General features: G+C 43.6%; 44 protein-coding genes. 6 read left to right on the top strand and 38 right to left on the bottom strand.

What is annotated here, in order from left to right; all coding sequences use genetic code 11:
- The first annotated feature begins 181 nt into the window (after positions 1 to 181).
- Positions 182 to 727 carry a gamma carbonic anhydrase family protein gene (locus tag PR833_RS19300; RefSeq protein ID WP_014657276.1) on the top strand — a complete coding sequence of 182 codons (546 nt, stop codon included), beginning with the start codon at positions 182 to 184 and terminating at the stop codon, positions 725 to 727.
- On the opposite strand, the gene PR833_RS19305 is transcribed toward PR833_RS19300, so the two are convergent.
- The 5 genes from PR833_RS19305 to dprA are packed head-to-tail and all read right to left on the bottom strand — an operon-like array spanning position 703 to position 4,004.
- Positions 703 to 963 carry a DUF1488 domain-containing protein gene (locus PR833_RS19305; protein ID WP_004926407.1) on the bottom strand — a complete coding sequence of 87 codons (261 nt, stop codon included), beginning with the start codon at positions 961 to 963 and terminating at the stop codon, positions 703 to 705. The two genes, PR833_RS19300 and PR833_RS19305, sit on opposite strands and share 25 nt — an antisense overlap.
- On the bottom strand, positions 960 to 1,778 hold the full coding sequence (gene aroE, locus PR833_RS19310; RefSeq protein ID WP_014657275.1) for a shikimate dehydrogenase: 819 nt from the start codon (positions 1,776 to 1,778) through the stop codon (positions 960 to 962). The genes PR833_RS19305 and aroE overlap by 4 nt, the downstream gene beginning before the upstream one ends.
- 7 nt (positions 1,779 to 1,785) lie before the next feature.
- Positions 1,786 to 2,355 (bottom strand): L-threonylcarbamoyladenylate synthase type 1 TsaC, encoded by a 570-nt coding sequence (gene tsaC, locus PR833_RS19315; protein WP_004926409.1) that lies wholly within the window; start codon positions 2,353 to 2,355, stop codon positions 1,786 to 1,788.
- Between the two features lie 12 nt (positions 2,356 to 2,367).
- Complete coding sequence (locus tag PR833_RS19320; protein ID WP_004926410.1) at positions 2,368 to 2,907, bottom strand: DNA topoisomerase family protein; 540 nt, start codon at positions 2,905 to 2,907, stop codon at positions 2,368 to 2,370.
- 17 nt (positions 2,908 to 2,924) lie between these two features.
- Positions 2,925 to 4,004, bottom strand: coding sequence for a DNA-processing protein DprA (gene dprA / locus PR833_RS19325; RefSeq protein WP_272526441.1), 1,080 nt, complete (start codon positions 4,002 to 4,004; stop codon positions 2,925 to 2,927).
- 132 nt (positions 4,005 to 4,136) lie between these two features.
- Between dprA and def the strand changes: the two genes are divergently transcribed.
- From def to mscL, 5 genes are all read left to right on the top strand, one after another.
- Positions 4,137 to 4,661 carry a peptide deformylase gene (gene def, locus PR833_RS19330; RefSeq protein WP_004926414.1) on the top strand — a complete coding sequence of 175 codons (525 nt, stop codon included), beginning with the start codon at positions 4,137 to 4,139 and terminating at the stop codon, positions 4,659 to 4,661.
- Between the two features lie 26 nt (positions 4,662 to 4,687).
- A complete protein-coding gene (fmt, locus tag PR833_RS19335; protein WP_004926415.1) occupies positions 4,688 to 5,635 on the top strand; it encodes a methionyl-tRNA formyltransferase in 948 nt (315 codons plus the stop codon).
- Between the two features lie 71 nt (positions 5,636 to 5,706).
- A complete protein-coding gene (gene rsmB, locus PR833_RS19340; RefSeq protein WP_014657273.1) occupies positions 5,707 to 6,993 on the top strand; it encodes a 16S rRNA (cytosine(967)-C(5))-methyltransferase RsmB in 1,287 nt (428 codons plus the stop codon).
- 33 nt (positions 6,994 to 7,026) lie between these two features.
- Positions 7,027 to 8,403 carry a Trk system potassium transporter TrkA gene (gene trkA, locus PR833_RS19345; RefSeq protein WP_004926419.1) on the top strand — a complete coding sequence of 459 codons (1,377 nt, stop codon included), beginning with the start codon at positions 7,027 to 7,029 and terminating at the stop codon, positions 8,401 to 8,403.
- Between the two features lie 108 nt (positions 8,404 to 8,511).
- Positions 8,512 to 8,922, top strand: coding sequence for a large-conductance mechanosensitive channel protein MscL (mscL, locus tag PR833_RS19350; RefSeq protein WP_004926421.1), 411 nt, complete (start codon positions 8,512 to 8,514; stop codon positions 8,920 to 8,922).
- A gap of 2 nt (positions 8,923 to 8,924) precedes the next feature.
- Here the strand turns inward: mscL and PR833_RS19355 are convergent, their stop codons facing one another.
- From PR833_RS19355 to PR833_RS19515, 33 genes are all read right to left on the bottom strand, one after another.
- Positions 8,925 to 9,125 carry an alternative ribosome-rescue factor A gene (locus PR833_RS19355; protein ID WP_004926423.1) on the bottom strand — a complete coding sequence of 67 codons (201 nt, stop codon included), beginning with the start codon at positions 9,123 to 9,125 and terminating at the stop codon, positions 8,925 to 8,927.
- Between the two features lie 42 nt (positions 9,126 to 9,167).
- On the bottom strand, positions 9,168 to 9,584 hold the full coding sequence (gene zntR, locus PR833_RS19360; protein WP_014657272.1) for a Zn(2+)-responsive transcriptional regulator: 417 nt from the start codon (positions 9,582 to 9,584) through the stop codon (positions 9,168 to 9,170).
- A 130-nt stretch (positions 9,585 to 9,714) separates the two neighbouring features.
- The gene (gene rplQ / locus PR833_RS19365; RefSeq protein WP_014657271.1) at positions 9,715 to 10,101 is read right to left on the bottom strand and encodes a 50S ribosomal protein L17; all 387 of its coding nucleotides are present in this window, start codon (positions 10,099 to 10,101) and stop codon (positions 9,715 to 9,717) included.
- Between the two features lie 37 nt (positions 10,102 to 10,138).
- Positions 10,139 to 11,128 (bottom strand): DNA-directed RNA polymerase subunit alpha, encoded by a 990-nt coding sequence (locus tag PR833_RS19370; protein WP_004926425.1) that lies wholly within the window; start codon positions 11,126 to 11,128, stop codon positions 10,139 to 10,141.
- Between the two features lie 25 nt (positions 11,129 to 11,153).
- Positions 11,154 to 11,774 carry a 30S ribosomal protein S4 gene (rpsD, locus tag PR833_RS19375; RefSeq protein ID WP_004265487.1) on the bottom strand — a complete coding sequence of 207 codons (621 nt, stop codon included), beginning with the start codon at positions 11,772 to 11,774 and terminating at the stop codon, positions 11,154 to 11,156.
- 34 nt (positions 11,775 to 11,808) lie between these two features.
- Positions 11,809 to 12,198, bottom strand: coding sequence for a 30S ribosomal protein S11 (rpsK, locus tag PR833_RS19380; protein ID WP_002919257.1), 390 nt, complete (start codon positions 12,196 to 12,198; stop codon positions 11,809 to 11,811).
- A 16-nt stretch (positions 12,199 to 12,214) separates the two neighbouring features.
- On the bottom strand, positions 12,215 to 12,571 hold the full coding sequence (gene rpsM / locus PR833_RS19385; RefSeq protein ID WP_004907144.1) for a 30S ribosomal protein S13: 357 nt from the start codon (positions 12,569 to 12,571) through the stop codon (positions 12,215 to 12,217).
- A gap of 144 nt (positions 12,572 to 12,715) precedes the next feature.
- Entirely contained in the window at positions 12,716 to 12,832 is a 117-nt protein-coding gene (gene rpmJ / locus PR833_RS19390) for a 50S ribosomal protein L36 (RefSeq protein ID WP_004265484.1), read from the bottom strand.
- A 47-nt stretch (positions 12,833 to 12,879) separates the two neighbouring features.
- Positions 12,880 to 14,205, bottom strand: a complete 1,326-nt coding sequence (gene secY / locus PR833_RS19395; protein ID WP_004926428.1) for a preprotein translocase subunit SecY — start codon at positions 14,203 to 14,205, stop codon at positions 12,880 to 12,882.
- Positions 14,206 to 14,212: 7 nt separating this feature from the next.
- Complete coding sequence (rplO, locus tag PR833_RS19400) at positions 14,213 to 14,647, bottom strand: 50S ribosomal protein L15 (RefSeq protein WP_004926430.1); 435 nt, start codon at positions 14,645 to 14,647, stop codon at positions 14,213 to 14,215.
- A gap of 3 nt (positions 14,648 to 14,650) precedes the next feature.
- Positions 14,651 to 14,830: a 50S ribosomal protein L30 gene (gene rpmD, locus PR833_RS19405; protein ID WP_004926432.1), complete on the bottom strand. Its 180-nt coding sequence runs from the start codon at positions 14,828 to 14,830 to the stop codon at positions 14,651 to 14,653.
- A 6-nt stretch (positions 14,831 to 14,836) separates the two neighbouring features.
- Entirely contained in the window at positions 14,837 to 15,337 is a 501-nt protein-coding gene (gene rpsE, locus PR833_RS19410) for a 30S ribosomal protein S5 (RefSeq protein WP_004265471.1), read from the bottom strand.
- Positions 15,338 to 15,351: 14 nt separating this feature from the next.
- On the bottom strand, positions 15,352 to 15,705 hold the full coding sequence (rplR, locus tag PR833_RS19415) for a 50S ribosomal protein L18 (protein WP_004926434.1): 354 nt from the start codon (positions 15,703 to 15,705) through the stop codon (positions 15,352 to 15,354).
- Between the two features lie 9 nt (positions 15,706 to 15,714).
- Positions 15,715 to 16,248, bottom strand: coding sequence for a 50S ribosomal protein L6 (gene rplF, locus PR833_RS19420; protein WP_004926436.1), 534 nt, complete (start codon positions 16,246 to 16,248; stop codon positions 15,715 to 15,717).
- A gap of 14 nt (positions 16,249 to 16,262) precedes the next feature.
- The gene (rpsH, locus tag PR833_RS19425; RefSeq protein ID WP_004926438.1) at positions 16,263 to 16,655 is read right to left on the bottom strand and encodes a 30S ribosomal protein S8; all 393 of its coding nucleotides are present in this window, start codon (positions 16,653 to 16,655) and stop codon (positions 16,263 to 16,265) included.
- 34 nt (positions 16,656 to 16,689) lie between these two features.
- Entirely contained in the window at positions 16,690 to 16,995 is a 306-nt protein-coding gene (gene rpsN, locus PR833_RS19430; protein ID WP_004926440.1) for a 30S ribosomal protein S14, read from the bottom strand.
- 12 nt (positions 16,996 to 17,007) lie between these two features.
- On the bottom strand, positions 17,008 to 17,547 hold the full coding sequence (rplE, locus tag PR833_RS19435; protein WP_004926441.1) for a 50S ribosomal protein L5: 540 nt from the start codon (positions 17,545 to 17,547) through the stop codon (positions 17,008 to 17,010).
- Between the two features lie 15 nt (positions 17,548 to 17,562).
- A complete protein-coding gene (rplX, locus tag PR833_RS19440) occupies positions 17,563 to 17,877 on the bottom strand; it encodes a 50S ribosomal protein L24 (RefSeq protein ID WP_004926444.1) in 315 nt (104 codons plus the stop codon).
- 11 nt (positions 17,878 to 17,888) lie between these two features.
- Positions 17,889 to 18,260, bottom strand: coding sequence for a 50S ribosomal protein L14 (rplN, locus tag PR833_RS19445; RefSeq protein WP_004926446.1), 372 nt, complete (start codon positions 18,258 to 18,260; stop codon positions 17,889 to 17,891).
- Positions 18,261 to 18,438: 178 nt separating this feature from the next.
- Complete coding sequence (gene rpsQ, locus PR833_RS19450) at positions 18,439 to 18,693, bottom strand: 30S ribosomal protein S17 (protein ID WP_004265446.1); 255 nt, start codon at positions 18,691 to 18,693, stop codon at positions 18,439 to 18,441.
- Positions 18,693 to 18,884, bottom strand: coding sequence for a 50S ribosomal protein L29 (gene rpmC, locus PR833_RS19455; RefSeq protein ID WP_004265442.1), 192 nt, complete (start codon positions 18,882 to 18,884; stop codon positions 18,693 to 18,695). The genes rpsQ and rpmC overlap by 1 nt, the downstream gene beginning before the upstream one ends.
- Complete coding sequence (gene rplP, locus PR833_RS19460; RefSeq protein WP_004926449.1) at positions 18,884 to 19,294, bottom strand: 50S ribosomal protein L16; 411 nt, start codon at positions 19,292 to 19,294, stop codon at positions 18,884 to 18,886. Before rplP ends, rpmC begins: the two co-directional genes overlap by 1 nt.
- A 12-nt stretch (positions 19,295 to 19,306) precedes the next feature.
- A complete protein-coding gene (rpsC, locus tag PR833_RS19465) occupies positions 19,307 to 20,008 on the bottom strand; it encodes a 30S ribosomal protein S3 (protein ID WP_004926451.1) in 702 nt (233 codons plus the stop codon).
- Between the two features lie 17 nt (positions 20,009 to 20,025).
- Positions 20,026 to 20,358, bottom strand: a complete 333-nt coding sequence (rplV, locus tag PR833_RS19470; RefSeq protein WP_004265430.1) for a 50S ribosomal protein L22 — start codon at positions 20,356 to 20,358, stop codon at positions 20,026 to 20,028.
- 15 nt (positions 20,359 to 20,373) lie between these two features.
- A complete protein-coding gene (rpsS, locus tag PR833_RS19475) occupies positions 20,374 to 20,652 on the bottom strand; it encodes a 30S ribosomal protein S19 (protein ID WP_004265426.1) in 279 nt (92 codons plus the stop codon).
- A gap of 14 nt (positions 20,653 to 20,666) precedes the next feature.
- Entirely contained in the window at positions 20,667 to 21,491 is an 825-nt protein-coding gene (gene rplB / locus PR833_RS19480; protein WP_004926454.1) for a 50S ribosomal protein L2, read from the bottom strand.
- A 19-nt stretch (positions 21,492 to 21,510) separates the two neighbouring features.
- Positions 21,511 to 21,813, bottom strand: a complete 303-nt coding sequence (gene rplW / locus PR833_RS19485) for a 50S ribosomal protein L23 (RefSeq protein WP_004926456.1) — start codon at positions 21,811 to 21,813, stop codon at positions 21,511 to 21,513.
- Positions 21,810 to 22,415 (bottom strand): 50S ribosomal protein L4, encoded by a 606-nt coding sequence (gene rplD, locus PR833_RS19490; RefSeq protein ID WP_004926458.1) that lies wholly within the window; start codon positions 22,413 to 22,415, stop codon positions 21,810 to 21,812. The genes rplW and rplD overlap by 4 nt, the downstream gene beginning before the upstream one ends.
- 16 nt (positions 22,416 to 22,431) lie before the next feature.
- Complete coding sequence (gene rplC / locus PR833_RS19495) at positions 22,432 to 23,061, bottom strand: 50S ribosomal protein L3 (RefSeq protein WP_004926461.1); 630 nt, start codon at positions 23,059 to 23,061, stop codon at positions 22,432 to 22,434.
- A gap of 32 nt (positions 23,062 to 23,093) precedes the next feature.
- On the bottom strand, positions 23,094 to 23,405 hold the full coding sequence (gene rpsJ / locus PR833_RS19500; RefSeq protein WP_001181005.1) for a 30S ribosomal protein S10: 312 nt from the start codon (positions 23,403 to 23,405) through the stop codon (positions 23,094 to 23,096).
- A gap of 351 nt (positions 23,406 to 23,756) precedes the next feature.
- The gene (bfr, locus tag PR833_RS19505; RefSeq protein ID WP_004926466.1) at positions 23,757 to 24,233 is read right to left on the bottom strand and encodes a bacterioferritin; all 477 of its coding nucleotides are present in this window, start codon (positions 24,231 to 24,233) and stop codon (positions 23,757 to 23,759) included.
- Positions 24,234 to 24,360: 127 nt separating this feature from the next.
- Complete coding sequence (gene bfd, locus PR833_RS19510) at positions 24,361 to 24,561, bottom strand: bacterioferritin-associated ferredoxin (RefSeq protein ID WP_014657269.1); 201 nt, start codon at positions 24,559 to 24,561, stop codon at positions 24,361 to 24,363.
- A 93-nt stretch (positions 24,562 to 24,654) separates the two neighbouring features.
- The gene (locus tag PR833_RS19515) at positions 24,655 to 25,398 is read right to left on the bottom strand and encodes an SDR family NAD(P)-dependent oxidoreductase (protein ID WP_004926467.1); all 744 of its coding nucleotides are present in this window, start codon (positions 25,396 to 25,398) and stop codon (positions 24,655 to 24,657) included.
- Between the last annotated feature and the right edge of the window lie 217 nt (positions 25,399 to 25,615).

Consider the following 25,615-nt stretch of genomic DNA (forward strand, 5'->3'; position numbering starts at 1 on the left):
CCCTTTTTTTGAAAAAAAGTACTGTTTGAAGATAAAATCATCACTATGTTTTTTTTTCTAGCATTGTGACTATAAAACAAACAACAAATACCCTCTTTTTTGAAGGATACTCTTCTTCATAATATGAATAGATATCGACTATTCTATTTAATACCACTAATTATCAACTATGGTCATCTTTATGAACAAACACTTAAGACCTTATCTCGATATTTATCCCACCACTGGCTCTAACGTTTTTATCGATCCTTCAGCTGTTGTGATCGGCGATGTTCGTTTAGCTGATGATGTCAGTATTTGGCCTTTATCCGTATTACGTGGTGATGTGAACTACATTGAAATTGGTGCTCGCACTAATATACAAGATGGTTCCGTCTTACACGTAACACACAAATCAAAACATAACCCAGAAGGCAACCCTCTAATTATTGGCGAAGATGTCACCGTCGGACATAAAGTGATGCTTCATGGTTGCACAATCGGGGATCGCGTATTAGTCGGTATGGGTTCTATTATTCTTGATGGAGCAATAATCGCTAGCGACGTAGTTATAGGCGCAAATAGCCTCGTCACCCAAGGCAAAAAACTGGAAAGTGGCTACCTTTATGTTGGTAGCCCAGCTAAAGCTGCCCGTAAACTAACGGAAGCTGAATTAGAACATCTACGTTATTCAGCGAATAACTACGTTCAATGGAAGAATGATTATTTATCTTCTGGTAAAGAATAAACACTATCATCTTCCTGAGGGCCTTGAGCTATCAAGGCCTCAAACTCTTCTTCTATATCCCAACGGTTATTTTGGAAAAGCACTAATGGCTCAGCCCCTTCTCCATACCGCCGATAAAGCAACGAGTCTGATATTACACATTCAGCTAACATTCCACTAATTAATACCGGAAAATGGACTTTTCTTGTAGCAGCATTCCACTCTTCTCTATCTGGAAATTGAATAGCTTGATTCACTTTTTCAGTTCCTTTTGTAATTCAAGAAGAACCGGCTCTATATCTGGAAGTACTCCATGCCATAATTTAAAAGCGAAAGCGGCTTGCCCAACTAACATACCTAAACCATCGGCAAGGCGATTTACCTGATGAGAACTCGCGAACGATAGAAATGGTGTTAAACCATGTTGATAAAACATGTCATAACATGCCACCCGCGCAGAAAATACAGCGGGATCAATTGCGGGGATCTCGCCACTCACTCCAGATGAAGTCGCATTAATGATGAGATCGAAACAGGCTGTTTTGATCTGTTCGATCGGCTGTGCTTTTATTTTTCCAAAGCTAACAAATTGATTTACTAATGTTTCTGCTTTAGAAAAAGTCCTATTCGTTAGCGTAATTTCGCACCCAAATTCTAAGAGAGGTAATAAAGCCCCCCTCGTTGCACCACCAGCACCAATAATTAATACTTTGCTATTGCTATGAATAAAATTAAGCCGTTGAAGATCTAGCAAAAGGCCAGCACCATCCGTGTTATCACCTAATAACCGGTGACTATCCAGTTTCATCACGGTATTTACTGCACCGCACGATTGAGCTCTATCTGTTAGCTCAGATACCATTTGATATGCGTTTTCCTTAAAAGGTAGCGTAACATTCGCCCCCATCCCTCCCTGAGCAAAAAATGCAGACAATGACTGCTCAAAGCCATCTAGTGGTGCCAAAATACGTTCATATTCCAGCGCAATACCCGTCTGTTCAGCAAACATCTGGTGTATAATTGGCGATTTACTATGCGCTATCGGATGACCAAAAACGGCATATTTACCCATATAATAGTTATCCTTTACGATAAAGTTGCCCTGTTTTAGCATCCCGAATTTCTGATGGGTTTTGACGGCCCCCCACCATTCCATCAAGCACAGGGATACTTCCCTTAAACTGCTCTAGAACTTCATTGGTTGTCCTACATGGCTCCTGACCGCTTAAATTCGCACTTGTAGATACTAATGGCTTACCGTATTCGCGACAGAGCTCTTTTACTAACCCATGATCTGTTACTCTTACCGCCAAAGTATCGAAACGCCCAGTTAACCATTTCGGAGTGGATGATTTGGCTGGGATAACCCAAGTCACAGGCCCTGGCCAGCTTGCAAACATCGTTTGCTTTTGTTCATCAGTCAACTGACTATCGTCCACATAGTCTTTCAGCTGTTCATAATTGTCTGCGATAAGAATTAGCCCTTTCTCCCAAGGACGTTGTTTTAACTCAAGTAACTTATTAACCGCTTGTTCACTATCAGGATCACAACCTAATCCAAATACGGCTTCAGTGGGATAAGCGATAACTTCCCCTTTGTTCAGGGAAATAATAATATTTTCAATTGCAGGTGTAGCTTTATTTTGCATCTTTTTAACTCATTATTCTTTTTGTGGTTTACCACATCGTTTACTGGCACAAAATAATCTTACTCCTTGAGCACCCCTTTTTTCCATAAGTAATGGATAATGACAAAACTCACATTCACCCGAAACAGGCTTATGATTGAGAATAAATTGGCAAGACGGATAGCTATCACACGCATAAAATGTTTTTCCAAACCGAGACTTACGTTGTAATAGGTGACCTGTCTGGCACTGGGGGCAAGCAACTTTCGTTTCATCTGGCTTATCAATTAATTCAATATGCTCACACTCTGGGTAGTGACTACATCCAATAAACATACCAAATCGCCCTTGCTTCAAAACCAAATCATGACCGCATTGTGGACATGCTTGCCCTTCTAATACTTTTACTACATGGCTTTCTGCCGAAGGACGCATAGGTTTGAGATAATGACATTGAGGGTACGAAGAACAAGCAAAAAAAGGCCCATGTGCACCATTACGAATGACCAGTAAAGAACCGCATTCAGGACAATGTTCATTTTTCTCTGTTTCAAAAGGCAATTGCTTTGACATGATTTTCTCTTAGCCAACTAACTTAATTTTATATACCCACCAGTAACAGAAGCGATAGCACCGTCTATCTCAAGTTCCGTCAAAACAGCAATGACTTCTGTTATCGGCTGTTGTACACGCTCAGCAATCACATCTGCAGGTGTAGGGTGATACTCAACCATACTCAATATTTTATTCTCTGTCAGATTAAATTCAGCATTCAGCGTTTCTTCTTCTAATGGCTCGACTGGCAACCAATTTAACCCAACCTCTATATGGTGTTTGATATCTTCGGGTTCAACAAGTAGATATGCTCCTTGTTGTAATAACCAATGGTTACCACTGTAAGCTGAATTACCAAGTGGTGCGGGTATCGTAAAAAGGTCTCTATTTTGCTCAATGGCATAACGAGCCGTTATCAATGAGCCACTTTTCAACCCTGCCTCTACCACGACTGTCGCTTTACTTAAGCCACTAATAATTCGATTTCGTCGAGGAAATTGCCTAGGTAGCGGAGGCGCATTTGGTAAAAACTCAGAGATTAGTACCCCCTCTTGTTTAATCTGCTCCGCCAGCGCAGTATGCTGCCTAGGATAAATATTTGCTAATCCACTCCCTAAAACGGCAACTGTTTTCCCATTTGCTGCGAGTGCCGCGCGATGACTTACAGCATCGATACCAAATGCTAACCCGCTAGTAATTGTAAAACCATAGTCAGTAAATTTATTGGCAAACCGATCCGCCCATTTACGGCCATACTCACTCGCTTGCCGACTACCGACTATTGCGATTTGTGCTGTCGCCATCAGCTCACTTTGCCCTATTACAAACAAGACGAGTGGCGGATTAGATATATGCTTTAATAAGGAAGGGTACAAGGAATCACAAAAAGTAATCAGTTGATTTTCTTCCTTTTCTAGCCATTTAAGCGTTTGAGCTAATTTTACAGATGGCACGTGTAGAAACTGTAAACACTGCAGTTCACTTAACCCACACTCCTGTAAAACAGAAGAGCATACTTGTTCTAATATCCTTAGCTTATTAATAATTTTTAATGCCTTATGTGGTGATAGCCGGCTCACCTGAGACATTCTTAACCAAATTTCTTGCACATCCATGGCGTCTTCCTGACTTTATTGTAAAGGTTCATCTGTGAACAAATCGTAACCAATACTGTCAATATGACTGATAAATGTCTAGAATAGGCATTAATTCCTATTCACTTTTTTGGACGCTGCTCGAAAAAATTTATGTCAGTATTAAATGTATTACATTACCCAGACGAACGCTTACGCACAATTGCTAAGCCAGTAGAAAAAGTTGATGCCGAAATTCAACAGATCGTCGATGATATGTTCGAAACGATGTATGAAGAAGAAGGTATCGGTCTTGCTGCGACTCAAGTCGATATTCATCAGCGGATCATTGTTATTGATGTCTCGGAAACGCGGGATCAACGACTTGTTCTTATTAACCCTGAATTATTAGACAAATCAGGTGAAACGGGTATTGAAGAAGGTTGTCTTTCTATTCCTGAACAACATGGTTTTGTCCCCAGAGCAGAGCATGTTAAGGTTCGTGCCCTTGACTATAATGGCGATAGTTTTGAACTTGAAGCCGATGGCTTACTCGCTATCTGTATTCAACATGAAATGGATCACCTTGTTGGTAAATTGTTTGTTGATTACTTATCACCATTAAAGCGCCAGCGTATCCGACAAAAGGTTGAAAAACTAGATAGAATGAGAGCTAAAGCAGCAAAAACAGCTAACTAGACAGATTTATACAGGGAAATATAACCGTGTCGGAATCATTAAAAATTATCTTTGCAGGTACACCTGATTTTGCGGCTGGGCACTTAGCCGCTTTGCTTAAAACTAAACATCAGGTTGTCGGTGTTCTTACACCACCAGATAAGCCCGCGGGGAGGGGTAAAAAGCTGACGCCAAGCCCTGTCAAAGTATTAGCACAAGAACACCAAATTCCAGTTTTTCAGCCTACTACGCTGAAAAATGTAGATAATCATCAATGGATCAAAGATCACAACGCAGATTTGATGATTGTTGTTGCTTATGGGTTTATTTTACCAAAAGCCGTTTTAGATATTCCGCGTTTAGGTTGTCTGAATGTACACGGTTCTTTACTACCACGCTGGCGCGGTGCTGCACCTATTCAACGCTCAATTTGGGCTGGTGATGCTGAAACTGGCGTAACCATTATGCAAATGGATGAAGGGTTAGATACTGGAGATATGCTGTATAAAGCAAGTTGCCCAATTATGCCTGAAGATACTAGTGCAACACTTTATGAAAAACTGGCAGTGATTGGCCCAGAGGCATTGATCCATACGTTAGAACTGATATCCAATCAGCAATGTGTGCCTGAAAAACAGGATGACTCTCTGGCAAACTACGCTGAAAAGTTATCTAAAGAGGAAGCTCGTATTGATTGGCAACAATCCGCTGAACAAATAGAGCGCTGTATTAGGGCATTTAATCCTTGGCCAATGAGCTATTTTACAGTTCAAGAGCAGCTTATTAAGGTATGGCAGGCACAAGTCATTGCCGAAAACCATAATGAGCAACCAGGCACTATCCTCAGCGCTGATAAAAATGGCATATGCGTTGCAACAGGTAACGGAAAACTCAATATCACTCAGTTACAACCACCGGGTAAAAAGGCCATGGGAGCGCAAGATCTCCTCAACTCACGCCGAGAATGGTTCACTCCTGGACAGCAACTTAATTAGAAAGCCAATAAATTTGCCTGATAATATATTCAGGCAAATTTATTTCGTGACGAATAGACTCACCTTCACTTATGAAAAATACATATAACTTGCGTAGCATCGCAGCGGTAGCCATCAGTCAAGTCATTGATGGTGGCCAGTCTCTCAGTACGGTACTACCTGAATTACAAAAAAATATAAATGAAAAAGATAAGTCTCTATTACAAGAGATTTGCTTTGGTGTCCTACGCTATTTACCTAAACTAGAATGGTTTGTTGCTCAGCTTATGGAGAAACCACTAACAGGTAAACAGAGAACATTGCACTACTTGATTATGGTGGGGATTTATCAACTCCTCTATACACGTATTCCTCCTCATGCCGCTTTAGCGGAAACGGTCAATGGAGCAGTTGCACTAAAACGCCCTCAATTAAAAGGGCTTATCAATGGTGTGCTACGATCATTCCAACGGCAACAAACTCAACTCGAAGAGCGTAATACTAATAATAGTAGCCAATACCTTCATCCGAGCTGGCTTTTAAAGCGCCTTCAAAATGCTTACCCTGATAAGTGGCAAACGATTATTGATGCAAATAACCAGCGTCCTCCCATGTGGTTAAGGGTTAATTCCCAACATCACACTGCTGAACAGTATCAAAAATACCTAGAAGAAAATGAGATTGCATCTGAATTGCATCCACATCACCCCTGCGCGATAAAACTGTCAGAGCCAACTTCAGTTACAAGGCTTCCTGGCTTTGAAGAAGGTTGGGCAACTGTGCAAGATGTTTCTGCTCAAGGGTGTGCGGAACTGCTTGAACCACAAAATCATGAAACGATCCTTGATCTATGTGCAGCACCCGGTGGTAAAACAACTCATATACTGGAGCTTGCACCAAAAGCACATGTCGTTGCTGTTGATATTGATGAGCACCGCCTTAAACGTGTAAAAGAAAACTTGCAACGTTTGCAACAGCAAGCAGCGGTCATTCAAGGTGATGGTACAAAACCAGAAGAGTGGGCTAATGGGCAACTGTTTGATCGTATTCTTCTTGATGCCCCATGCTCAGCAACAGGCGTTATCCGCCGTCATCCTGATATAAAGTGGTTAAGGCGCGATTCTGACATTAATGAACTCACCGAACTTCAAGCTAAAATATTAGAATCAATTTGGCCTTACCTAAAAGTTGGCGGTACCCTTGTCTATGCGACCTGTTCAATTATGCCTGAAGAGAATAGCTTACAAATAAAAAACTTCTTGGCTAAGCACCCTGAAGCCTCTCTTAATGATGGCACAACAGCAGGCTTACAGATACTACCTAGTATAACTGGTGGTGATGGCTTCTTTTACGCGCGCTTGGTCAAACAAGAGAACTAATCCAATAAAACTTGTCTGAGATAGGAATATTCAATGAAAATCATTATTTTAGGTGCTGGACAAGTTGGCGGAACCCTCGCTGAGAATCTAGTGGATGAAAACAATGATATTACTGTCGTTGACACTAACGCTGATCGCTTGCGCCAATTGCAAGATCAATTTGATCTCCGAGTTGTAAACGGCCATGGGTCACATCCACGCGTACTACGTGATGCGGGGGCAGAAGATGCAGACATGTTGGTTGCCGTCACCAATTCTGATGAAACGAATATGATCGCGTGCCAAATCGCCTATAGCCTTTTTAATACACCAAATAAAATTGCACGTATTAGGGCGACTGAATATATCCGTGAAGCAGACAAGTTATTTTTGCCTGAACAAATCCCTATTGATTACCTGATTTCCCCAGAACAATTGGTGATTGATTATATCTATAAATTAATCCAATACCCTGGTGCACTCCAAGTCGTCAATTTTGCTGAAGGGAAAGTCAGTATTGTTGCGGTTAAAGCCTACTATGGTGGTTCATTAGTGGGTAATGCCCTTTCCAGTTTACGCGAGCACATGCCACATATTGATGCCAGAGTTGTTGCCATTTTTCGTCAAGATCGTCCGATTCGGCCTCAAGGTTCAACAATCATCGAAGCTGGTGATGAAGTCTTTTTCGTGGCTTCAACTCAACACATTCGAGCAGTGATGAGTGAATTGCAGCGCTTAGAAAAACCATACAAACGCCTCATGATCGTGGGTGGGGGTAATGTCGGTGCTGGTTTAGCGAAAAGGCTAGAAAAAGATTACAGTGTAAAACTTATCGAGCGAAATCAACAAAGAGCAACTGAACTCGCTGAATTGCTGCATGACACAATTGTATTTTATGGCGATGCTTCCGACCAAGAGTTACTTACAGAAGAGCATATTGAACAGATGGACGTCTTTATTGCTCTAACAAATGATGATGAAGCAAACATAATGTCAGCCATGTTAGCGAAAAAAATGGGGGCCAAAAAAGCTATGGTGCTCATTCAAAGAACTGCTTATGTTGAATTAGTTCAAGGTGGTGTTATTGACATTGCAGTGTCACCGCAACAGGCGACGATTTCAGCATTATTAAGTCATGTTAGGAAAGCCGATATTGTCAGTGTTTCTTCATTAAGACGAGGTGTTGCTGAAGCAATTGAAGCAATTGCTCATGGCGATGAAAATACCTCTAAAGTTGTTGGTAAAAAGATTTCAGATATAAAACTCCCGCCAGGAACCATTATTGGTGCTTTAGTTAGAGAAGATGAAGTCATTATTGCCAGTGATTATCATATAATCGAACAAGGAGACCATGTCATTATGTTCATTACCGATAAGAAATATGTTCCTGATGTTGAAAAATTATTCCAACCAAGCCCCTTCTTTTTATAATTATCAAAATAAAACGACAATCTTATTTGCAGCTTAATTAAAGTAGATACTATAATTTGTTAACTAAATATTTATTTTGTCACAAATAGTTTTCAATTAGGGGGTAGAATGAGTTTTTTAAAAGAGTTTCGCGAATTTGCGATGAAGGGCAATGTTGTCGATATGGCTGTCGGTATCATTATTGGTGCTGCATTCGGTAAAATTGTTTCTTCATTAGTCGCCGATGTCATTATGCCGCCATTGGGTCTATTAATTGGTGGAGTTGACTTTAAACAATTTAGCGTCGTACTAAGAGCCGCCGAAGGGGATATTCCTGCTGTAGTGCTTAATTATGGTATGTTTATACAGACTGTATTTGACTTTGTTATCGTCGCATTTGCTATTTTTATGGCAATTAAAGTAATGAACAAAGTTCGTCGTGAAAAAGAAGCAGAGCCTGAAGCACCACCGGCGCCAAGTAAAGAAGAAGTGTTATTATCAGAAATTCGTGATTTATTAAAAGAACAAAATAAAAAGTGATACTAGAAAACCAGTGGTAATAAGTTAAAAAACTGATTACCACTGGCCTCCCAGTTATTACCTTTACCATGTTTTGCTTTACGGTTATAACTTCCTTTCCCTTTCTTGTTTTTCTCTACTCTTTGTCTAAATAGCGGATCATGTAACAATGCTTCGATCGCATTATCTTTAATTTGACCACGTTTATGTTGATATCGACTCATGATATACCTTCTTTTAAAAATGAATTTAAAGTAAATTTTCGATTAATAAACTTTCGATGCGCCTTTCTCAAGTATTTCCATTATCGAGCAATATGTCGACGCATGCTCTTCACCACAACAAGCTGAGCTGAGCATTTTCAGTGAATCACGCATAATAATAAGTTCTTGTATCTTTTTTTCAACTTCAAACAAGCGTAAATCAACAATTTGCTTCGATTCTTGGCATGTATGATGCTCAGGATCAACACGTATTGATAATAACTCAGTGATAGCTTCTAAGGTGAAGCCGAGTTGCTTAGCATAACGGATAAACCGAAGCCGTTGCAAATCTTGCTCAGTATACAACCTATAGCCACCTTCTGTCCTCAGTTTATGCCCCATCAAACCTTGTTTTTCATAAAAACGAATCGTGTCTGGTGTGACATCGGCGAGACGCGCAATTTGCCCAATTTTATACATAGTCATGGGAACTCCACTCTAAATAGGGTCAAAATAGAATAAATCAAGTCAATGAAGCTTAGAGAAAGGATAGAATAGCAGGTACAAAAAAACCGGGCAAATATACCCGGTTTTTTTGATAGCAGACAGATTACTCTGCTGCTGCTTCTTGAGACTCAACAGCACGGTCAACAAGCTCGATGTAAGCCATCGGAGCATTGTCACCAGTACGGAAGCCACACTTAAGAATACGAGTGTAACCGCCCGCACGAGCTGCAAAGCGAGGTCCCAATTCATTAAACAATTTTGCCACGATCTCGTTATCACGAGTACGGGCGAATGCCAGACGACGATTAGCTACGCTGTCGGTCTTGGCAAGAGTAATCAGCGGCTCAACGACGCGACGCAGTTCTTTCGCTTTAGGCAGAGTCGTCTTGATGATTTCATGACGAACTAAAGAACCTGCCATGTTACGGAACATAGCTTGGCGGTGGCTGCTGTTGCGGTTCAATTGACGACCACTCTTACGATGGCGCATGACCTTATCCTTCTCAGTAAAACCTTAACCTGTGATCTTAATCATCAGCAATACTTGCTGGTGGCCAATTTTCTAAGCGCATGCCCAGAGAAAGACCACGAGATGCCAAGACGTCCTTAATTTCAGTAAGAGATTTCTTACCAAGGTTAGGCGTTTTAAGCAACTCAACTTCTGTACGCTGAACCAGATCACCGATGTAGTGGATAGCTTCTGCTTTAAGGCAGTTAGCAGAGCGGACAGTCAATTCCAGATCGTCAACTGGGCGCAATAAGATAGGATCGAACTCTGGTTTCTCTTCTTTAACTTCAGGCTGACGAACATCACGTAAGTCAACAAAAGCTTCAAGTTGTTCAGCCAGAATAGTCGCTGCACGGCGAATCGCCTCTTCAGGATCGATTGTACCGTTTGTTTCCATTTCGATAACTAACTTATCCAAGTCAGTACGTTGTTCAACACGAGCTGCTTCAACATTGTAGGCAATACGCTCTACAGGGCTATAGCAAGCATCGACTAACAGACGACCGATTGGGCGCTCATCTTCTTCCGAATGTACTCGGGCAGAAGCCGGCACATAACCACGACCACGCTGAACTTTAATTCGCATGTTAATAGATGCGCTTTCGTCAGTCAGGTGGCAGATAACGTGCTGCGGCTTGACGATTTCGACATCGCCATCATGGACGATGTCGGCTGCAGTCACAGGGCCAATGCCAGATTTATTCAAGGTTAAAATAACTTCATCTTTACCCTGAACTTTTACCGCCAGCCCTTTCAGGTTGAGGAGAATCTCCAGGATATCTTCCTGTACACCTTCTTTGGTGCTGTACTCATGCAGTACACCATCAATCTCAACCTCTGTCACCGCACAACCCGGCATAGACGAAAGCAGAATACGGCGCAGTGCGTTACCAAGAGTATGACCGAAGCCACGCTCTAAAGGCTCAAGGGTCACCTTGGCGTGCGTCGAACTCACTTGCTCGATATCTACCAGGCGCGGTTTTAGAAACTCTGTCACAGAACCCTGCATTGTGTCCTCTCTTTGGTGCTAAGCTTTACTTAGAGTAAAGCTCGACGATCAGGTGTTCGTTAATGTCCGCAGACAGGTCAGTACGTTCAGGAATACGTTTGAACACACCTTCCATTTTAGCAGCATCAACTTCCAGCCAAGTTGGCTTCTCACGCTGTTCAGCCAGCTCTAAAGCAGCCTTAATACGAGACTGTTTTTTCGCTTTCTCACGAACGCTGATAACGTCATTCGGGGAAACCTGATAAGAAGCGATATTAACTACTCGACCATTTACCATGATAGCTTTGTGGCTAACCATTTGACGTGCTTCTGCGCGAGTTGCGCCAAAGCCCATACGGTAAACGACGTTATCAAGACGGCCTTCCAGCAGAGTCAACAGGTTTTCACCTGTGTTGCCTTTCAGACGTGTTGCTTCTTTATAATAGTTACGGAATTGACGTTCCAGAACACCGTAAATACGACGAACTTTTTGTTTTTCACGTAACTGAACACCGTAGTCAGACAGACGCGGTTTACGCGCTCCGTGCTGGCCAGGTGCCTGTTCTAATTTACACTTGGTGTCAATCGCGCGAACACCAGACTTCAGGAAGAGGTCTGTTCCTTCGCGACGGCTCAGCTTGAGCTTAGGACCCAAATATCTAGCCATTTTCTTTCTCCAACAGTCCTAAAAACGAAACGTATTAAACGCGACGTTTTTTCGGTGGGCGACAACCGTTATGAGGGATAGGAGTCACATCAGTAATATTTGTGATGCGGAAACCTGCGGCGTTCAGAGCACGAATTGTTGATTCGCGACCCGGACCCGGTCCCTTAACCATAACTTCCAGGTTCTTGATACCGTATTCTTTCACGGCTTCTGCGCAACGCTCTGCTGCAACCTGAGCTGCAAACGGAGTGGATTTGCGAGAACCACGGAAACCGGAACCACCGGCAGTTGCCCAACCTAATGCGTTACCCTGACGATCAGTAATAGTAACGATTGTGTTGTTGAAAGAAGCATGGATATGAGCCACACCGTCTGAGACTTGCTTTCTTACACGCTTACGTGCACGAATTGGTGCTTTTGCCATTATTCAATACCCCGACTTATTTCTTGATCGGCTTACGCGGACCCTTACGGGTACGAGCGTTAGTCTTAGTACGCTGACCGCGCACAGGTAGACCACGACGATGACGTAAACCACGGTAACATCCAAGGTCCATCAGACGCTTGATGCTCAGGGTAATTTCACGACGTAAGTCACCTTCTACCACATACTTGGCAACTTCGTCACGCAGCTTGTCGATTTGTTCTTCAGACAGCTCACTGATCTTAACATTTTCAGCAATTCCAGTCGCTTCACAGATAGCCTGTGAACGAGTTTTGCCGATTCCGAAAATCGATGTTAAAGCGATCACGGTATGTTTATGATCAGGAATGTTAATGCCTGCTATACGGGCCACTATGCACTCCTAAGTTAAAATATACATTATTGTGCTGAAAAGCCCGTTTTCAGGATACTCAAACAATAATGTATCTCGATAAAAAAGATTGGCTGGCTAATTTAGCCAGCTCAACCCAACTTTGCAAGAAAAAAATGCTTTTTCTTAACCTTGACGTTGTTTATGTCTTGGCTCAACACTGCAAATTACACGAACGCTACCATTGCGACGGATAATTTTACAGTTACGGCATAATTTCTTGACGGAAGCACGAACTTTCATTTTTACTCTCCGTAACTTCTAAAGCAAACCATAATCACACTAAGCGATTACTTACCTTTTAGATTTGCTTTCTTCAATGCAGACTCATATTGACTTGACATCATTAGAGTTTGCACTTGAGCCATAAAGTCCATGATAACGACAACTACGATTAATAGAGAAGTACCACCAAAGTAAAAAGGTACTTTCATTGCGTCACGCATGAACTCCGGGATTAGGCAGATGAAGGTAATATAAAGTGCACCGACTAAAGTCAGGCGAGTCATTACCTTATCAATGTACTTGGCCGTTTGCTCTCCCGGACGAATTCCTGGTACAAATGCACCGGACTTCTTCAGGTTATCTGCTGTTTCTCTTGGGTTGAAAACCAACGCCGTATAGAAGAAACAGAAGAAGATGATCGCAGAAGCATAAAGCAACACATAGAACGGTTGACCAGGCTGCAAGAACATAGAAAGAGTTGTCAGCCAGTCCCAGCCAGTTCCATCACCGAACCAAGATGCTATTGTACCCGGGAACAGTATGATACTGGAAGCAAAAATTGCAGGAATTACACCCGCCATATTCACTTTTAATGGTAAATGTGTGCTTTGTGCCGCATAAACACGGCGTCCTTGTTGGCGTTTCGCGTAGTTAACAACGATTCTACGTTGACCACGCTCCATGAATACAACAAAGAAAGTTACCGCGAATACGAGCACTGCAACCAACAGCAACAGGAGGAAGTGCAGATCGCCTTGCCGAGCTTGCTCGATAGTATGGCCAATGGCCGGCGGTAGACCCGCAACGATACCAGCGAAGATAATGATTGAGATACCGTTACCAATACCTCTTTCCGTTATCTGCTCACCTAGCCACATAAGGAACATGGTTCCTGTAACTAAGCTAACAACAGCCGTGAAGTAGAACGGGAGACCCGGATCAATAACTAGCCCTTGCATCCCTGGCATATTCGGAAGACCCATTGCAATACCCACAGATTGGAATATTGCTAACACCAAAGTACCCCAACGAGTATATTGGCTTATCTTCCGACGACCTGCTTCACCTTCTTTCTTAATCTCTGCTAGTCGTGGGTTAACCACTGACAATAATTGGATAATAATAGATGCCGAAATATACGGCATAATACCCAAAGCAAAGATAGAAGCTCGGCTAAGAGCACCACCAGAGAACATGTTAAACATATCAATGATGGTGCCTTGTTGCTGTTCGAGCAATTTGGCAAGCACAGTGGCATCAATACCAGGGATTGGAATAAAAGAACCAATACGGAAAACAATCAGTGCACCTATCACAAACAAAAGTCTGCGTTTCAGCTCACCAACACCACCTTTGGCACTTTGAAAATCTAATCCTGGTTGTTTAGCCATCTGTCACTTATTCCTCAATTTTACCGCCGGCAGCTTCAATCGCAGCGCGAGCACCTTTAGTAACACGAAGGCCACGTACAGTTACTGCACGATTCACTTCGCCAGAAAGAATAACTTTCGCATATTCAATCTGGATGCCAACAACATTCGCGGCTTTTAGTGCGTTCAGATCAATAACATCGCCTTCAACAGCAGCAAAATCAGACAGACGAACTTCTGCAGTGATCATTGCTTTACGTGAAGTAAAACCAAATTTTGGTAGACGACGGTATAAAGGCATCTGGCCGCCTTCGAAACCACGACGTACGCCACCGCCAGAACGAGATTTCTGACCTTTGTGACCACGTCCGCCGGTTTTACCCAGACCAGAACCGATACCACGACCTAAGCGCTTAGGCGCGTGCTTGGCACCTTCAGCCGGAGACAGAGTATTTAAACGCATCTCTTACTCCTCAACTTTAACCATGTAGGAAACCAAGTTGACCATACCGCGAACAGCAGGAGTGTCCTCACGTTCTACTGTATGACCAATGCGACGCAGACCTAAACCGATCAAAGTTGCCTTATGCTTAGGCAGGCGACCGATTGAACTGCGAACTTGTGTAATTTTAATAGTCTTAGCCATGGCTGATTACCCCAGAATTTCTTCGACGGATTTTCCACGCTTAGCTGCGACCATTTCTGGAGACTTCATGCTGTCTAAAGCATCCAGTGTTGCACGAACCACGTTGATTGGGTTTGTGGAACCATAGGTTTTAGCCAGTACGTTGCGAACTCCAGCTACTTCTAAAACAGCACGCATTGCACCACCGGCGATGATACCAGTACCTTCGTGAGCAGGTTGCATAAACACGCGAGAACCGGTGTGTGTACCTTTCACAGGGTGGAACAAAGTGCCGTTGTTTAGAGCAACGGTTTTCATGCTGCGACGGGCTTTTTCCATCGCTTTCTGGATTGCTGCCGGAACTTCGCGCGCTTTGCCGTAGCCAAAACCAACGCGACCGTTACCATCACCAACTACTGTCAGTGCTGTAAAGCTGAAAATACGGCCACCTTTAACGGTTTTTGCTACGCGGTTTACCGCGATCAGCTTTTCCTGCAGTTCGCCAGCTTGTTTCTCGATGTGAGCCATCTTACACCTCTACCTTAGAACTGAAGGCCAGCTTCACGGGCAGCTTCTGCCAGTGCCTGGACTCTACCATGATATTGGAAACCAGAACGGTCAAAAGCAACAGTAGTGATGCCTTTTTCCAATGCGCGTTCAGCAATAATTTTACCAACAACTGCTGCTGCGTCTTTGTTTCCAGTGAATTTCACTTGCTCATTGATAGCTTTTTCTGTAGTAGAAGCGGCCACCAAAGTTTCAGAACCGTTTGGAGCGATAACCTGCGCATAAATATGGCGTGGAGTACGGTGTACCACCAGGCGTGTCGCACCCAACTCTTGGATCTTGCGGCGTGCGCGGGTCGCACGACGGATACGAGCTGCTTTCTTATCCATAGTGTTACCTTACTTCTTCTTAGCCTCTTTAGTACGCACGATTTCATCGGCGTAACGAACACCCTTGCCTTTGTAAGGCTCAGGACGACGGTAAGCACGCAGTTCTGCCGCGACTTGACCAATCACTTGCTTATCCGCACCTTTCAGTACGATTTCAGTTTGTGTTGGGCATTCTGCAGTAATGCCTGCTGGCAGTGCGTGTTCAACCGGATGCGAAAAACCTAGAGACAAGCTAACAGCGTTGCCTTTAACTGCCGCACGGTAACCAACACCGACTAGTTGAAGTTTTTTAGTGAAGCCTTCAGTAACACCAACAACCATTGAGTTAAGCAGAGAACGAGAAGTACCCGCCTGTGCCCAAGCATCAGCGAAACCTTCGCGCGGTGCGAAAGTTAAGCGGCCATCTTCATGTTTAACTTCAACTGCATTATGGATAGTACGAGTAAGCTCGCCGTTTTTACCCTTAATCGAAATAACCTGACCGTTGAGTTTTACCTCTACGCCGGCAGGAATGACGACGGGTGCTTTTGCCACACGAGACATTCTTTCCTCCCGAATTAAGCTACGTAGCAGAGAATCTCGCCACCAAGACCAGCTTGGCGAGCTGCACGATCAGTCATGACACCTTTAGAGGTAGAAATAACAGCGATACCTAAGCCAGCCATAACTTGTGGCAGCTCATCTTTTTTCTTATAGATGCGCAGACTTGGGCGGCTTACACGCTGAATGCTTTCTACTACAGCCTTACCTTGGAAATAACGCAGAGTCAGTTCCAATTCTGGCTTAGTGTCGCCTTCAATTTTAAAATCTTCAATATAACCTTCTTCCTTCAGCACTTTGGCAATCGCCACTTTCAGCTTGGAGGAAGGCATGGTGACCGCAACTTTGTTCGCGGCCTGACCGTTACGGATACGGGTCAGCATATCCGCGATGGGATCTTGCATGCTCATCTGTCTTTACTCCCGTGATTCAATATGGTGACAATTACCAACTAGCCTTTTTAAGGCCCGGGATTTCACCGCGCATAGCGGCTTCACGGACTTTAATACGGCTCAGACCAAATTTCCGCAGGAAACCGTGCGGACGCCCAGTTTGACGGCAGCGGTTACGCTGACGAGAAGGACTTGAATCACGTGGCAGTGTTTGCAGCTTGAGAACAGCGTCCCAGCGATCTTCATCAGATGCGTTTACATCAGAGATGATAGCTTTCAGTTCAACGCGTTTTGCGAAAAACTTCTCAGCTAATTTAGCACGCTTAACATCACGCGCTTTCATAGATTTCTTAGCCATGAGTACCCTGCCTTACTTGCGGAACGGGAAGTTGAACGCTGCTAACAGTGCGCGACCTTCGTCATCTGATTTCGCAGTTGTGGTGATAGTAATATCTAAACCACGCACACGATCCACTTTATCGTAATCGATTTCAGGGAAGATGATTTGTTCACGTACGCCCATGCTGTAGTTACCGCGACCATCAAATGACTTAGCGGACAAGCCACGGAAGTCACGAATACGTGGTACAGCAATAGAAATCAGTCGCTCAAGGAACTCCCACATGCGTTCGCCACGCAGGGTTACTTTACAGCCGATTGGATAGCCCTGACGGATTTTGAAGCCTGCAACAGATTTGCGTGCTTTGGTGATCAATGGTTTTTGACCAGAGATTGCTGCCAAGTCAGCTGCTGCATTGTCCAGCAGTTTTTTATCAGCAATCGCTTCACCAACACCCATATTCAGGGTGATCTTCTCGACCCGAGGGACTTGCATGACAGAATTGTAACCAAACTGAGCCATCAGTTTTTTAGTTACTTCGTCTTTATAGTAATCATGCAGTTTCGCCATCGTATACTCCAAAAATTACTTGATAGTTTCACTGTTAGATTTGAAGAAACGGACTTTTTTGCCGTCTTCGAATCTAAAGCCTACACGGTCAGCCTTACCAGTTGCCGCGTTAAAGATTGCAACGTTAGAAACGTGAATTGCCGCTTCTTTTTCAACGATGCCACCTGGTTGATTCAGAGCCGGAACTGGCTTCTGATGTTTTTTAACCAGATTGATACCTTCAACGATAACTTTACCAGAAGAAATAACCTGTTTTACTTTACCGCGCTTACCTTTATCTTTACCAGTCAGCACGATAACTTCGTCATCACGACGGATTTTCGCTGCCATAGTTCCGCTCCTTAGAGTACTTCAGGTGCCAGTGAGATAATTTTCATAAACTTCTCTGTACGAAGTTCACGAGTTACCGGCCCAAAAATACGCGTACCGACTACTTGCTCGCTGTTATTGTTTAGAATAACGCATGCATTACTATCGAAGCGAATGACAGAACCGTCCGGGCGACGTACACCCTTCTTGGTGCGCACCACTACCGCCTTCAGGACATCACCTTTTTTCACTTTACCGCGTGGAATTGCTTCTTTAACAGTAATTTTAATGATGTCGCCGACGCCTGCATAGCGACGGTGCGAGCCACCTAGAACCTTGATACACATTACGCGACGTGCACCGGAGTTGTCGGCCACGTTCAGCATAGTCTGTTCTTGGATCATTTTAGTGCTCCGCTAAATGTCAACTACTACTGAGCCACTTCATTATTGAAGAGACCGTTCAATATAACCCACAATACGAGGGCGCGGCATTATAACACCACATCTTCGTTATGGACAGAAAAAAATAAACGGCTCAGTAAAAAAGAGCCGTTTATTTATTAGAAAAGGCTATTCTATATTATAAAACAGCTTTTTCAACAACGCGAACTAAGGCCCAAGACTTAGTCTTAGACAGTGGACGAGTTTGGCGGATTTCTACCACGTCACCGATTCCACATTCATTGTTCTCGTCATGTACGTGCAATTTAGTCGTACGACGGATGAATTTACCATACAGAGGGTGCTTCACCATACGCTCGATAGCAACAACAATAGATTTCTCCATTTTATCGCTAACTACACGACCTTGCAGAGTACGGATTTTATCGCTCATTACGCACCTGCCTTCTCAGTCAGTAAAGTCTTCACACGTGCGATATCGCGACGCACTTGTTTCAACAGATGAGACTGTTGCAGCTGACCACTTGCAGCCTGCATACGTAAGTTGAATTGTTCACGTAACAGGTTCAAAAGTTCAGCGTTCAGCTCTTCAACGCTTTTTTCGCGCAGCTCTTGTGCTTTCATTACATCACCGTCTTAGTTACAAAGGTGGTTTTGATAGGCAGTTTCGCTGCTGCCAGAGAGAATGCTTCACGAGCCAGCTCTTCAGGCACACCGTCCATTTCATACAGGACTTTACCAGGCTGGATCAAGGCAACCCAATATTCTACGTTACCTTTACCTTTACCCATACGAACTTCGAGTGGCTTCTCAGTAATTGGCTTGTCTGGGAACACACGGATCCAGATTTTACCTTGACGCTTAACTGCACGGGTCATAGCACGACGTGCCGCTTCGATCTGACGAGCAGTCAGACGACCACGGCCCACAGCTTTAAGACCGAAAGTGCCGAAGCTAACATCCGTACCTTGTGCCAGACCACGGTTGCGGCCTTTGTGCACTTTACGGAATTTTGTACGCTTTGGTTGTAACATCAGCGACTCTCCTTACTTGCGGCCTTTACGCTGCTGCTTTTTAGGTTGAGCAGCTGGTTTTTCAGCTTGTTCAACAGCAGCCATACCACCCAGAATCTCACCTTTGAAGATCCATACCTTAACGCCGAGAACACCGTAAGTGGTGTGCGCTTCTGAAGTGTTGTAATCGATATCAGCACGTAGAGTGTGCAGTGGCACACGGCCTTCACGATACCACTCGGTACGAGCGATTTCAGCACCGCCTAAACGGCCGCTGACTTCAACTTTAATACCTTTAGCGCCCAGACGCATTGCGTTTTGTACAGCGCGTTTCATAGCACGACGGAACATAACACGACGTTCCAGCTGTGAAGCGATGCTGTCAGCAACCAATTTAGCGTCCAGTTCTGGTTTACGAACTTCGGCGATATTGATTTGCGCAGGAACACCAGCGATATCCGCTACTGTTTTACGCAGTTTTTCTACGTCTTCACCTTTCTTACCGATAACGATACCTGGGCGAGCAGTGTGAATAGTCACACGAATGCTTTTTGCAGGACGCTCGATAACGATGCGTGAAATTGACGCTTTTGCCAATTCTTTGTTCAAGTACTGGCGTACTTTATAATCGCTGTCTAGGTTGTCAGCGAATTCATTAGTATTCGCGTACCAAGTAGAGTTCCAAGGTTTGACAATACCCAGGCGAATACCATTAGGATGTACTTTCTGACCCATTGCTAGTCTCCAGAGTCTCAGCGATCGGACACAACCACAGTAATGTGGCTGGTGCGCTTAAGAATACGATCTGCACGGCCTTTCGCACGCGGCATGATGCGTTTCATGGTTGGACCTTCGTCAACGAAAATTTTCGCAACTTTCAGGTCATCAATGTCAGCGCCATCGTTTTGCTCTGCGTTAGCAATTGCAGATTCAAGTACTTTCTTCACTAAACCAGCAGCTTTCTTGTTGGTGTAGGTCAGAATTTCCAGAGCTTGCGACACTTTCTTACCGCGAATCAGGTCGGCAACTAAGCGAACCTTCTGGGCAGAAGAACGAGCGTGGCGATGCATAGCTAAAGTTTCCATCTCTTCCTCCTATCCTTAACGTTTCTTAGCTTTCTTATCAGCCGCATGGCCGCGATAAGTGCGAGTCGGTGCGAATTCACCCAGTTTATGACCAACCATTTCGTCGGTAACAAAAACTGGAACATGCTGACGACCATTATGGACAGCGATGGTCAATCCGATCATATTAGGAAAGATCGTTGAACGACGGGACCAAGTCTTAAGAGGCTTCTTGTCTCCGCTTTCCACCGCTTTCTCTACCTTCTTCAGCAAGTGCAGGTCAATAAAAGGACCTTTCTTGAGAGAACGTGGCATGGTTTATCCTCTAATTATTTTTTAGAACGATGACGTACGATGAATTGATCAGTACGCTTGTTGCTACGAGTTTTCTTACCTTTGGTTTGAACGCCCCAAGGTGTTACAGGGTGTTTACCAAAGTTACGGCCCTCACCACCACCATGTGGGTGATCGACTGGGTTCATCGCCGTACCACGAACGGTAGGACGAATACCACGCCAGCGGCTAGCACCAGCTTTACCCAGAACACGTAACATGTGCTCAGCGTTACCAACTTCACCTAAAGTTGCACGGCAATCAGCCAGAACTTTACGCATTTCACCAGAACGCAGACGCAGAGTGACATAAGCACCATCACGTGCAACGATCTGAGCATAAGTACCTGCTGAACGCGCTAACTGACCACCTTTACCTGGTTTCAGTTCGATGTTGTGAACTGTAGAACCAACAGGGATGTTGCGCATTGGCAGTGCGTTACCAGTTTTGATTGCTGAATCAACGCCAGATTGGATCTGGTCACCAGCTTTCAAACCTTTAGGCGCAAGAATATAACGACGTTCACCGTCTTTATATAGAACCAGTGCAATGTTCGCAGAACGGTTTGGATCATATTCCAAACGCTCAACAACAGCAGGAACACCGTCTTTGTTGCGTTTAAAGTCAACCAGACGATAGTGTTGCTTATGGCCACCACCAATGTGACGAGTGGTGATACGGCCATTGTTGTTACGACCACCGGATTTGCTGTTTTTTTCTAACAGCGGAGCATAAGGTTTGCCCTTATGCAGCTCAGGGTTAACCACTTTAACTACGTGGCGACGGCCCGGAGACGTAGGTTTACATTTAACAATTGCCATTGTTCTTTACTCCTCCGACTTACTCTGCGCCGCCAATGAAGTCCAGATTCTGGCCTTCTTTCAGCGTAACGTAAGCTTTTTTCCAGTCGCTACGACGACCAAAACGCTGACCGTGGCGTTTAGTTTTGCCTTTAACCAGCAAAGTGTTAACACCTTCAACTTCGACTTCAAACAGTTTCTGCACAGCAGCTTTAATTTCTGCTTTAGTCGCGTCTTTCGCAACTTTGAGAACGATGGTATTGCTTTTTTCCATCGCTGTAGAAGCTTTTTCAGATACGTGCGGCGCGCGCAGTACTTTTAGCAGACGTTCTTCACGGATCATGCCAGCATCTCCTCAACTTGCTTCACAGCATCAGCAGTCATAACCACTTTGTCGAAGGCGATTAAGCTAACTGGGTCGATACCCGCTGCATCACGAACGTCAACCTTGTACAGGTTACGTGCTGCTAAGAACAGATTTTCATCTAATTCAGCAGTGATGATCAGTACATCTTCCAGAGCCATATCTTTCAGTTTCTGTGCCAGCAACTTAGTTTTAGGTGCTTCAACAGAGAACTTCTCGACAACGATCAGACGATCTTGACGTACCAGTTCAGACAGGATGCTTTTCAGAGCACCGCGGTACATCTTCTTATTAACTTTTTGACTGTGGTCCTGTGGTTTAGCAGCGAAGCTAACACCACCAGAGCGCCAAATTGGGCTCTTGATAGAACCAGAACGTGCGCGGCCTGTGCCTTTTTGACGCCATGGTTTTTTACCTGAACCAGAAACTTCAGCACGAGTTTTCTGAGCACGAGTACCTTGACGAGCACCAGCTGCATACGCAACAACTACTTGGTGAACAAGCGCTTCATTGAAATCACGCCCGAAGGTAGTTTCGGAAACAGTCAGCGCGCTTTGCGCGTCTTTCATTACCAATTCCATTCCTATCTCCTCGACGTTAAGCCTTGACAGCCGGTTTTACGATCAGGTCGCTACCAGTTGCACCTGGAACAGCACCTTTGACCAGCAGCAGGTTGCGCTCAGCGTCAACACGTACTACATCTAGGCTTTGAACGGTTACACGCTCATTACCCAGTTGGCCTGCCATTTTCTTGCCTTTGAACACTTTGCCCGGAGTCTGGTTCTGACCGATAGAACCCGGAACACGGTGAGACAAGGAGTTACCATGGGTAGCATCTTGGGTACGGAAATTCCAACGCTTAACTGTACCAGCAAAGCCTTTACCTTTAGATGTACCAGTAACGTCGACTTTTTTAACGTCAGCGAAAATTTCAACGCTAATGCTTTGACCTACGTTAAATTCAGCACCTTCTTCAGTACGGAATTCACGTAGAATACGGCCAGCTTCGACGCCAGCTTTAGCGAAATGACCTGCCTCAGGCTTAGATACACGGTTCGCTTTTTTGCTACCAGTAGTCACCTGAATTGCATTATAACCGTCAGTTTCTGCTGTTTTAACTTGAGTAACGCGGTTATTTTCGATTTCGATAACTGTTACAGGGATAGAAACACCATCTTCAGTGAAGATACGCGTCATACCCACTTTTTTACCGACTAAACCAATCATTGTTTCAACCTCTCAATCGTTCGACGACCTGATTAACCCAGGCTGATCTGCACGTCTACGCCGGCAGCCAGGTCCAGACGCATCAGAGCATCAACGGTCTTCTCGGTTGGCTCAACGATGTCAACCAGACGTTTGTGAGTGCGAATTTCGTACTGATCACGCGCATCTTTGTTAACGTGCGGAGAAATCAGAACGGTAAAACGCTCTTTACGTGTCGGCAGCGGGATAGGACCACGAACTTGCGCACCAGTGCGCTTAGCAGTCTCTACGATTTCCGCAGTTGATTGATCAATTAAACGATGATCAAAGGCTTTCAGGCGGATACGGATTCTTTGGTTCTGCATGAGACCAGAGCTCCAACTATTTTATAAACGTAAATAATTACTCCTCGCACCCATTTCGATTGATGGGGGAGTGTAATCGTTCTTTGATGTAACCCCCAAATCGGGAGTATTGTCTAAATGAGTTACAAATCGTGAACTCAATACTGACCTTTAAGACCTAAAAAACTAGGGATTACTAATCAGTAAGCCCGCGCATTATACGCAACTGAATCTTAAACGCAAGTAATCGGAGAAAATATGTGCGAATTTTTCTGTTTTTTTACTTATAGCACTTTTCAATAAAAAACGCCTCACTATTACTTTTTTGTAGTGAGGCGTGATATTACAGCACATAAATAAATCGAAAAAGCATTACTCCTCTTCAATAATTTGCGCCTGTGTATAATTTTGAATACCCATACGTTTGATTAAATCTAACTGCGTTTCTATCCAATCAATATGGTTTTCTTCATCAGCTAAAATTTCAATCATCAGATCACGACTAACGTAATCATGAATTGAGTCTGCGTAACTAATCGCTTCTTTTAGGTTTTTAGCCCCATCAAGCTCCAGCTTAAGATCTGAAGCTAACATCTCCTCAATATCTTCACCAATGTTAAGTTTACCGAGGTCTTGCAGGTTAGGTATCCCCTCAAGGAATAAGATACGTTCGATATACTTATCTGCATGTTTCATTTCATCAATCGATTCATGGTATTCCACCTCATTAAGACGTGTTAAACCCCAATTTTTAAACATACGTGCATGCAAAAAGTATTGATTGATTGCTACTAACTCATTGCCCAATAACTTATTCAGATGGGCTATCATTTTTTTATCGCCTTTCATTTTTTATACTCCATTGCTTCCAGTCTTTAAAGTGTAGTACTGAAATGCTAACAATGAGTAATTTTCTATAGAGAATTTGAGATGAAAGTTACTTATTAATGAATGAGTTAAATGATTATTATTTCGATTAAGCGACTTCAGCAATACAGATATGCTCGGCAAGTGCTAACTCATCATTTAAGATTTCACGAGTTTGCCTGATGCACTTACCGCATTCGCGACCGACAGGGAGGATTTGACGTAGCCCTTTTAATGACGTCACATGATATTGGCGCACCGCACTTCTAATTTGTTTATCCGTTACGGCTTCACAGAGACATACATACATAGCAACTACCTGCATAAATTACACACAGGTAGTTTAAATAAAAATGATTACCATTTCAATTATCGTTACGATCAATTTACATAAAACGTTTCATTAAGCAGTAAAACCTCCATCCACTAAATAGGCAGCTCCTGTCACAAATGACGCTGCATCACTAGCTAAAAAGGCAACAACATTAGCAACCTCTTCAGGTGTGCCTATCCTTTTCATCGGATGCATCTCTGCTAACTTTTGTTTATCTAAATCGCGCCCATCCAATAATGGAGTATCGATATAACCAGGGCAAACTGCATTAATTCGAATATTATGCATTGCATAACTTATTGCCAATGTTTGCGTTAACAGTTTGATCCCACCTTTTGAAGCGCAATATGCTGGAAATTGATGTTGCCCCACAAACGAACATATAGAGCCACAGTTAACAATTGCTCCTTCTTTTTGGTTTTTTAACCAATAATCGATAACAGCTCGATTAATCAAAAATAATCCATTGAGATTAACATCAATGACATGCTGCCATTTTTCATAAGCGAGCTTATGGGCAACATCATCGGCAAGTATTCCTGCATTAGCAAATAAAAAATCAATCGAACCGTATTCCTTTACTGTATGTGCCACTAACCGATCATTCTCTTTTTCATTGGCTGCATCCATCTGAAAAAATTGTATTGCGCCCTCTTTGTTCTTCAAGCGATTGAGTGCCTTCTGACCACGGTCAGCATGACTTCCCGTAATGATAACTGACGCACCTAATGATAAAAATTTTTCTGCCGCCGCTAGGCCAATACCGCTACTCCCTCCCGTAATAATGCCAACCTTACCTGCGAACGAAATCATGCCTCATCTCCTCATCTTCATTATGATGATTAAATAATAGACAATTCGTTTGAGTTTATTGGTAATACTGATGTTGAATCTTGATTTTGTGACCGAATTAACGCATTGAAATTTAATAAATAAATAGAAATATCACAAGGATTGATAATGTCTTGAGAGACAATTCTTCGCGGTAAATAGATAGGAAATGAGGGAGATAAGAAATACAAAAGGGCAC

This window comes from Providencia sp. PROV189, assembly GCF_028480065.1.
Classification (GTDB): domain Bacteria; phylum Pseudomonadota; class Gammaproteobacteria; order Enterobacterales; family Enterobacteriaceae; genus Providencia; species Providencia stuartii.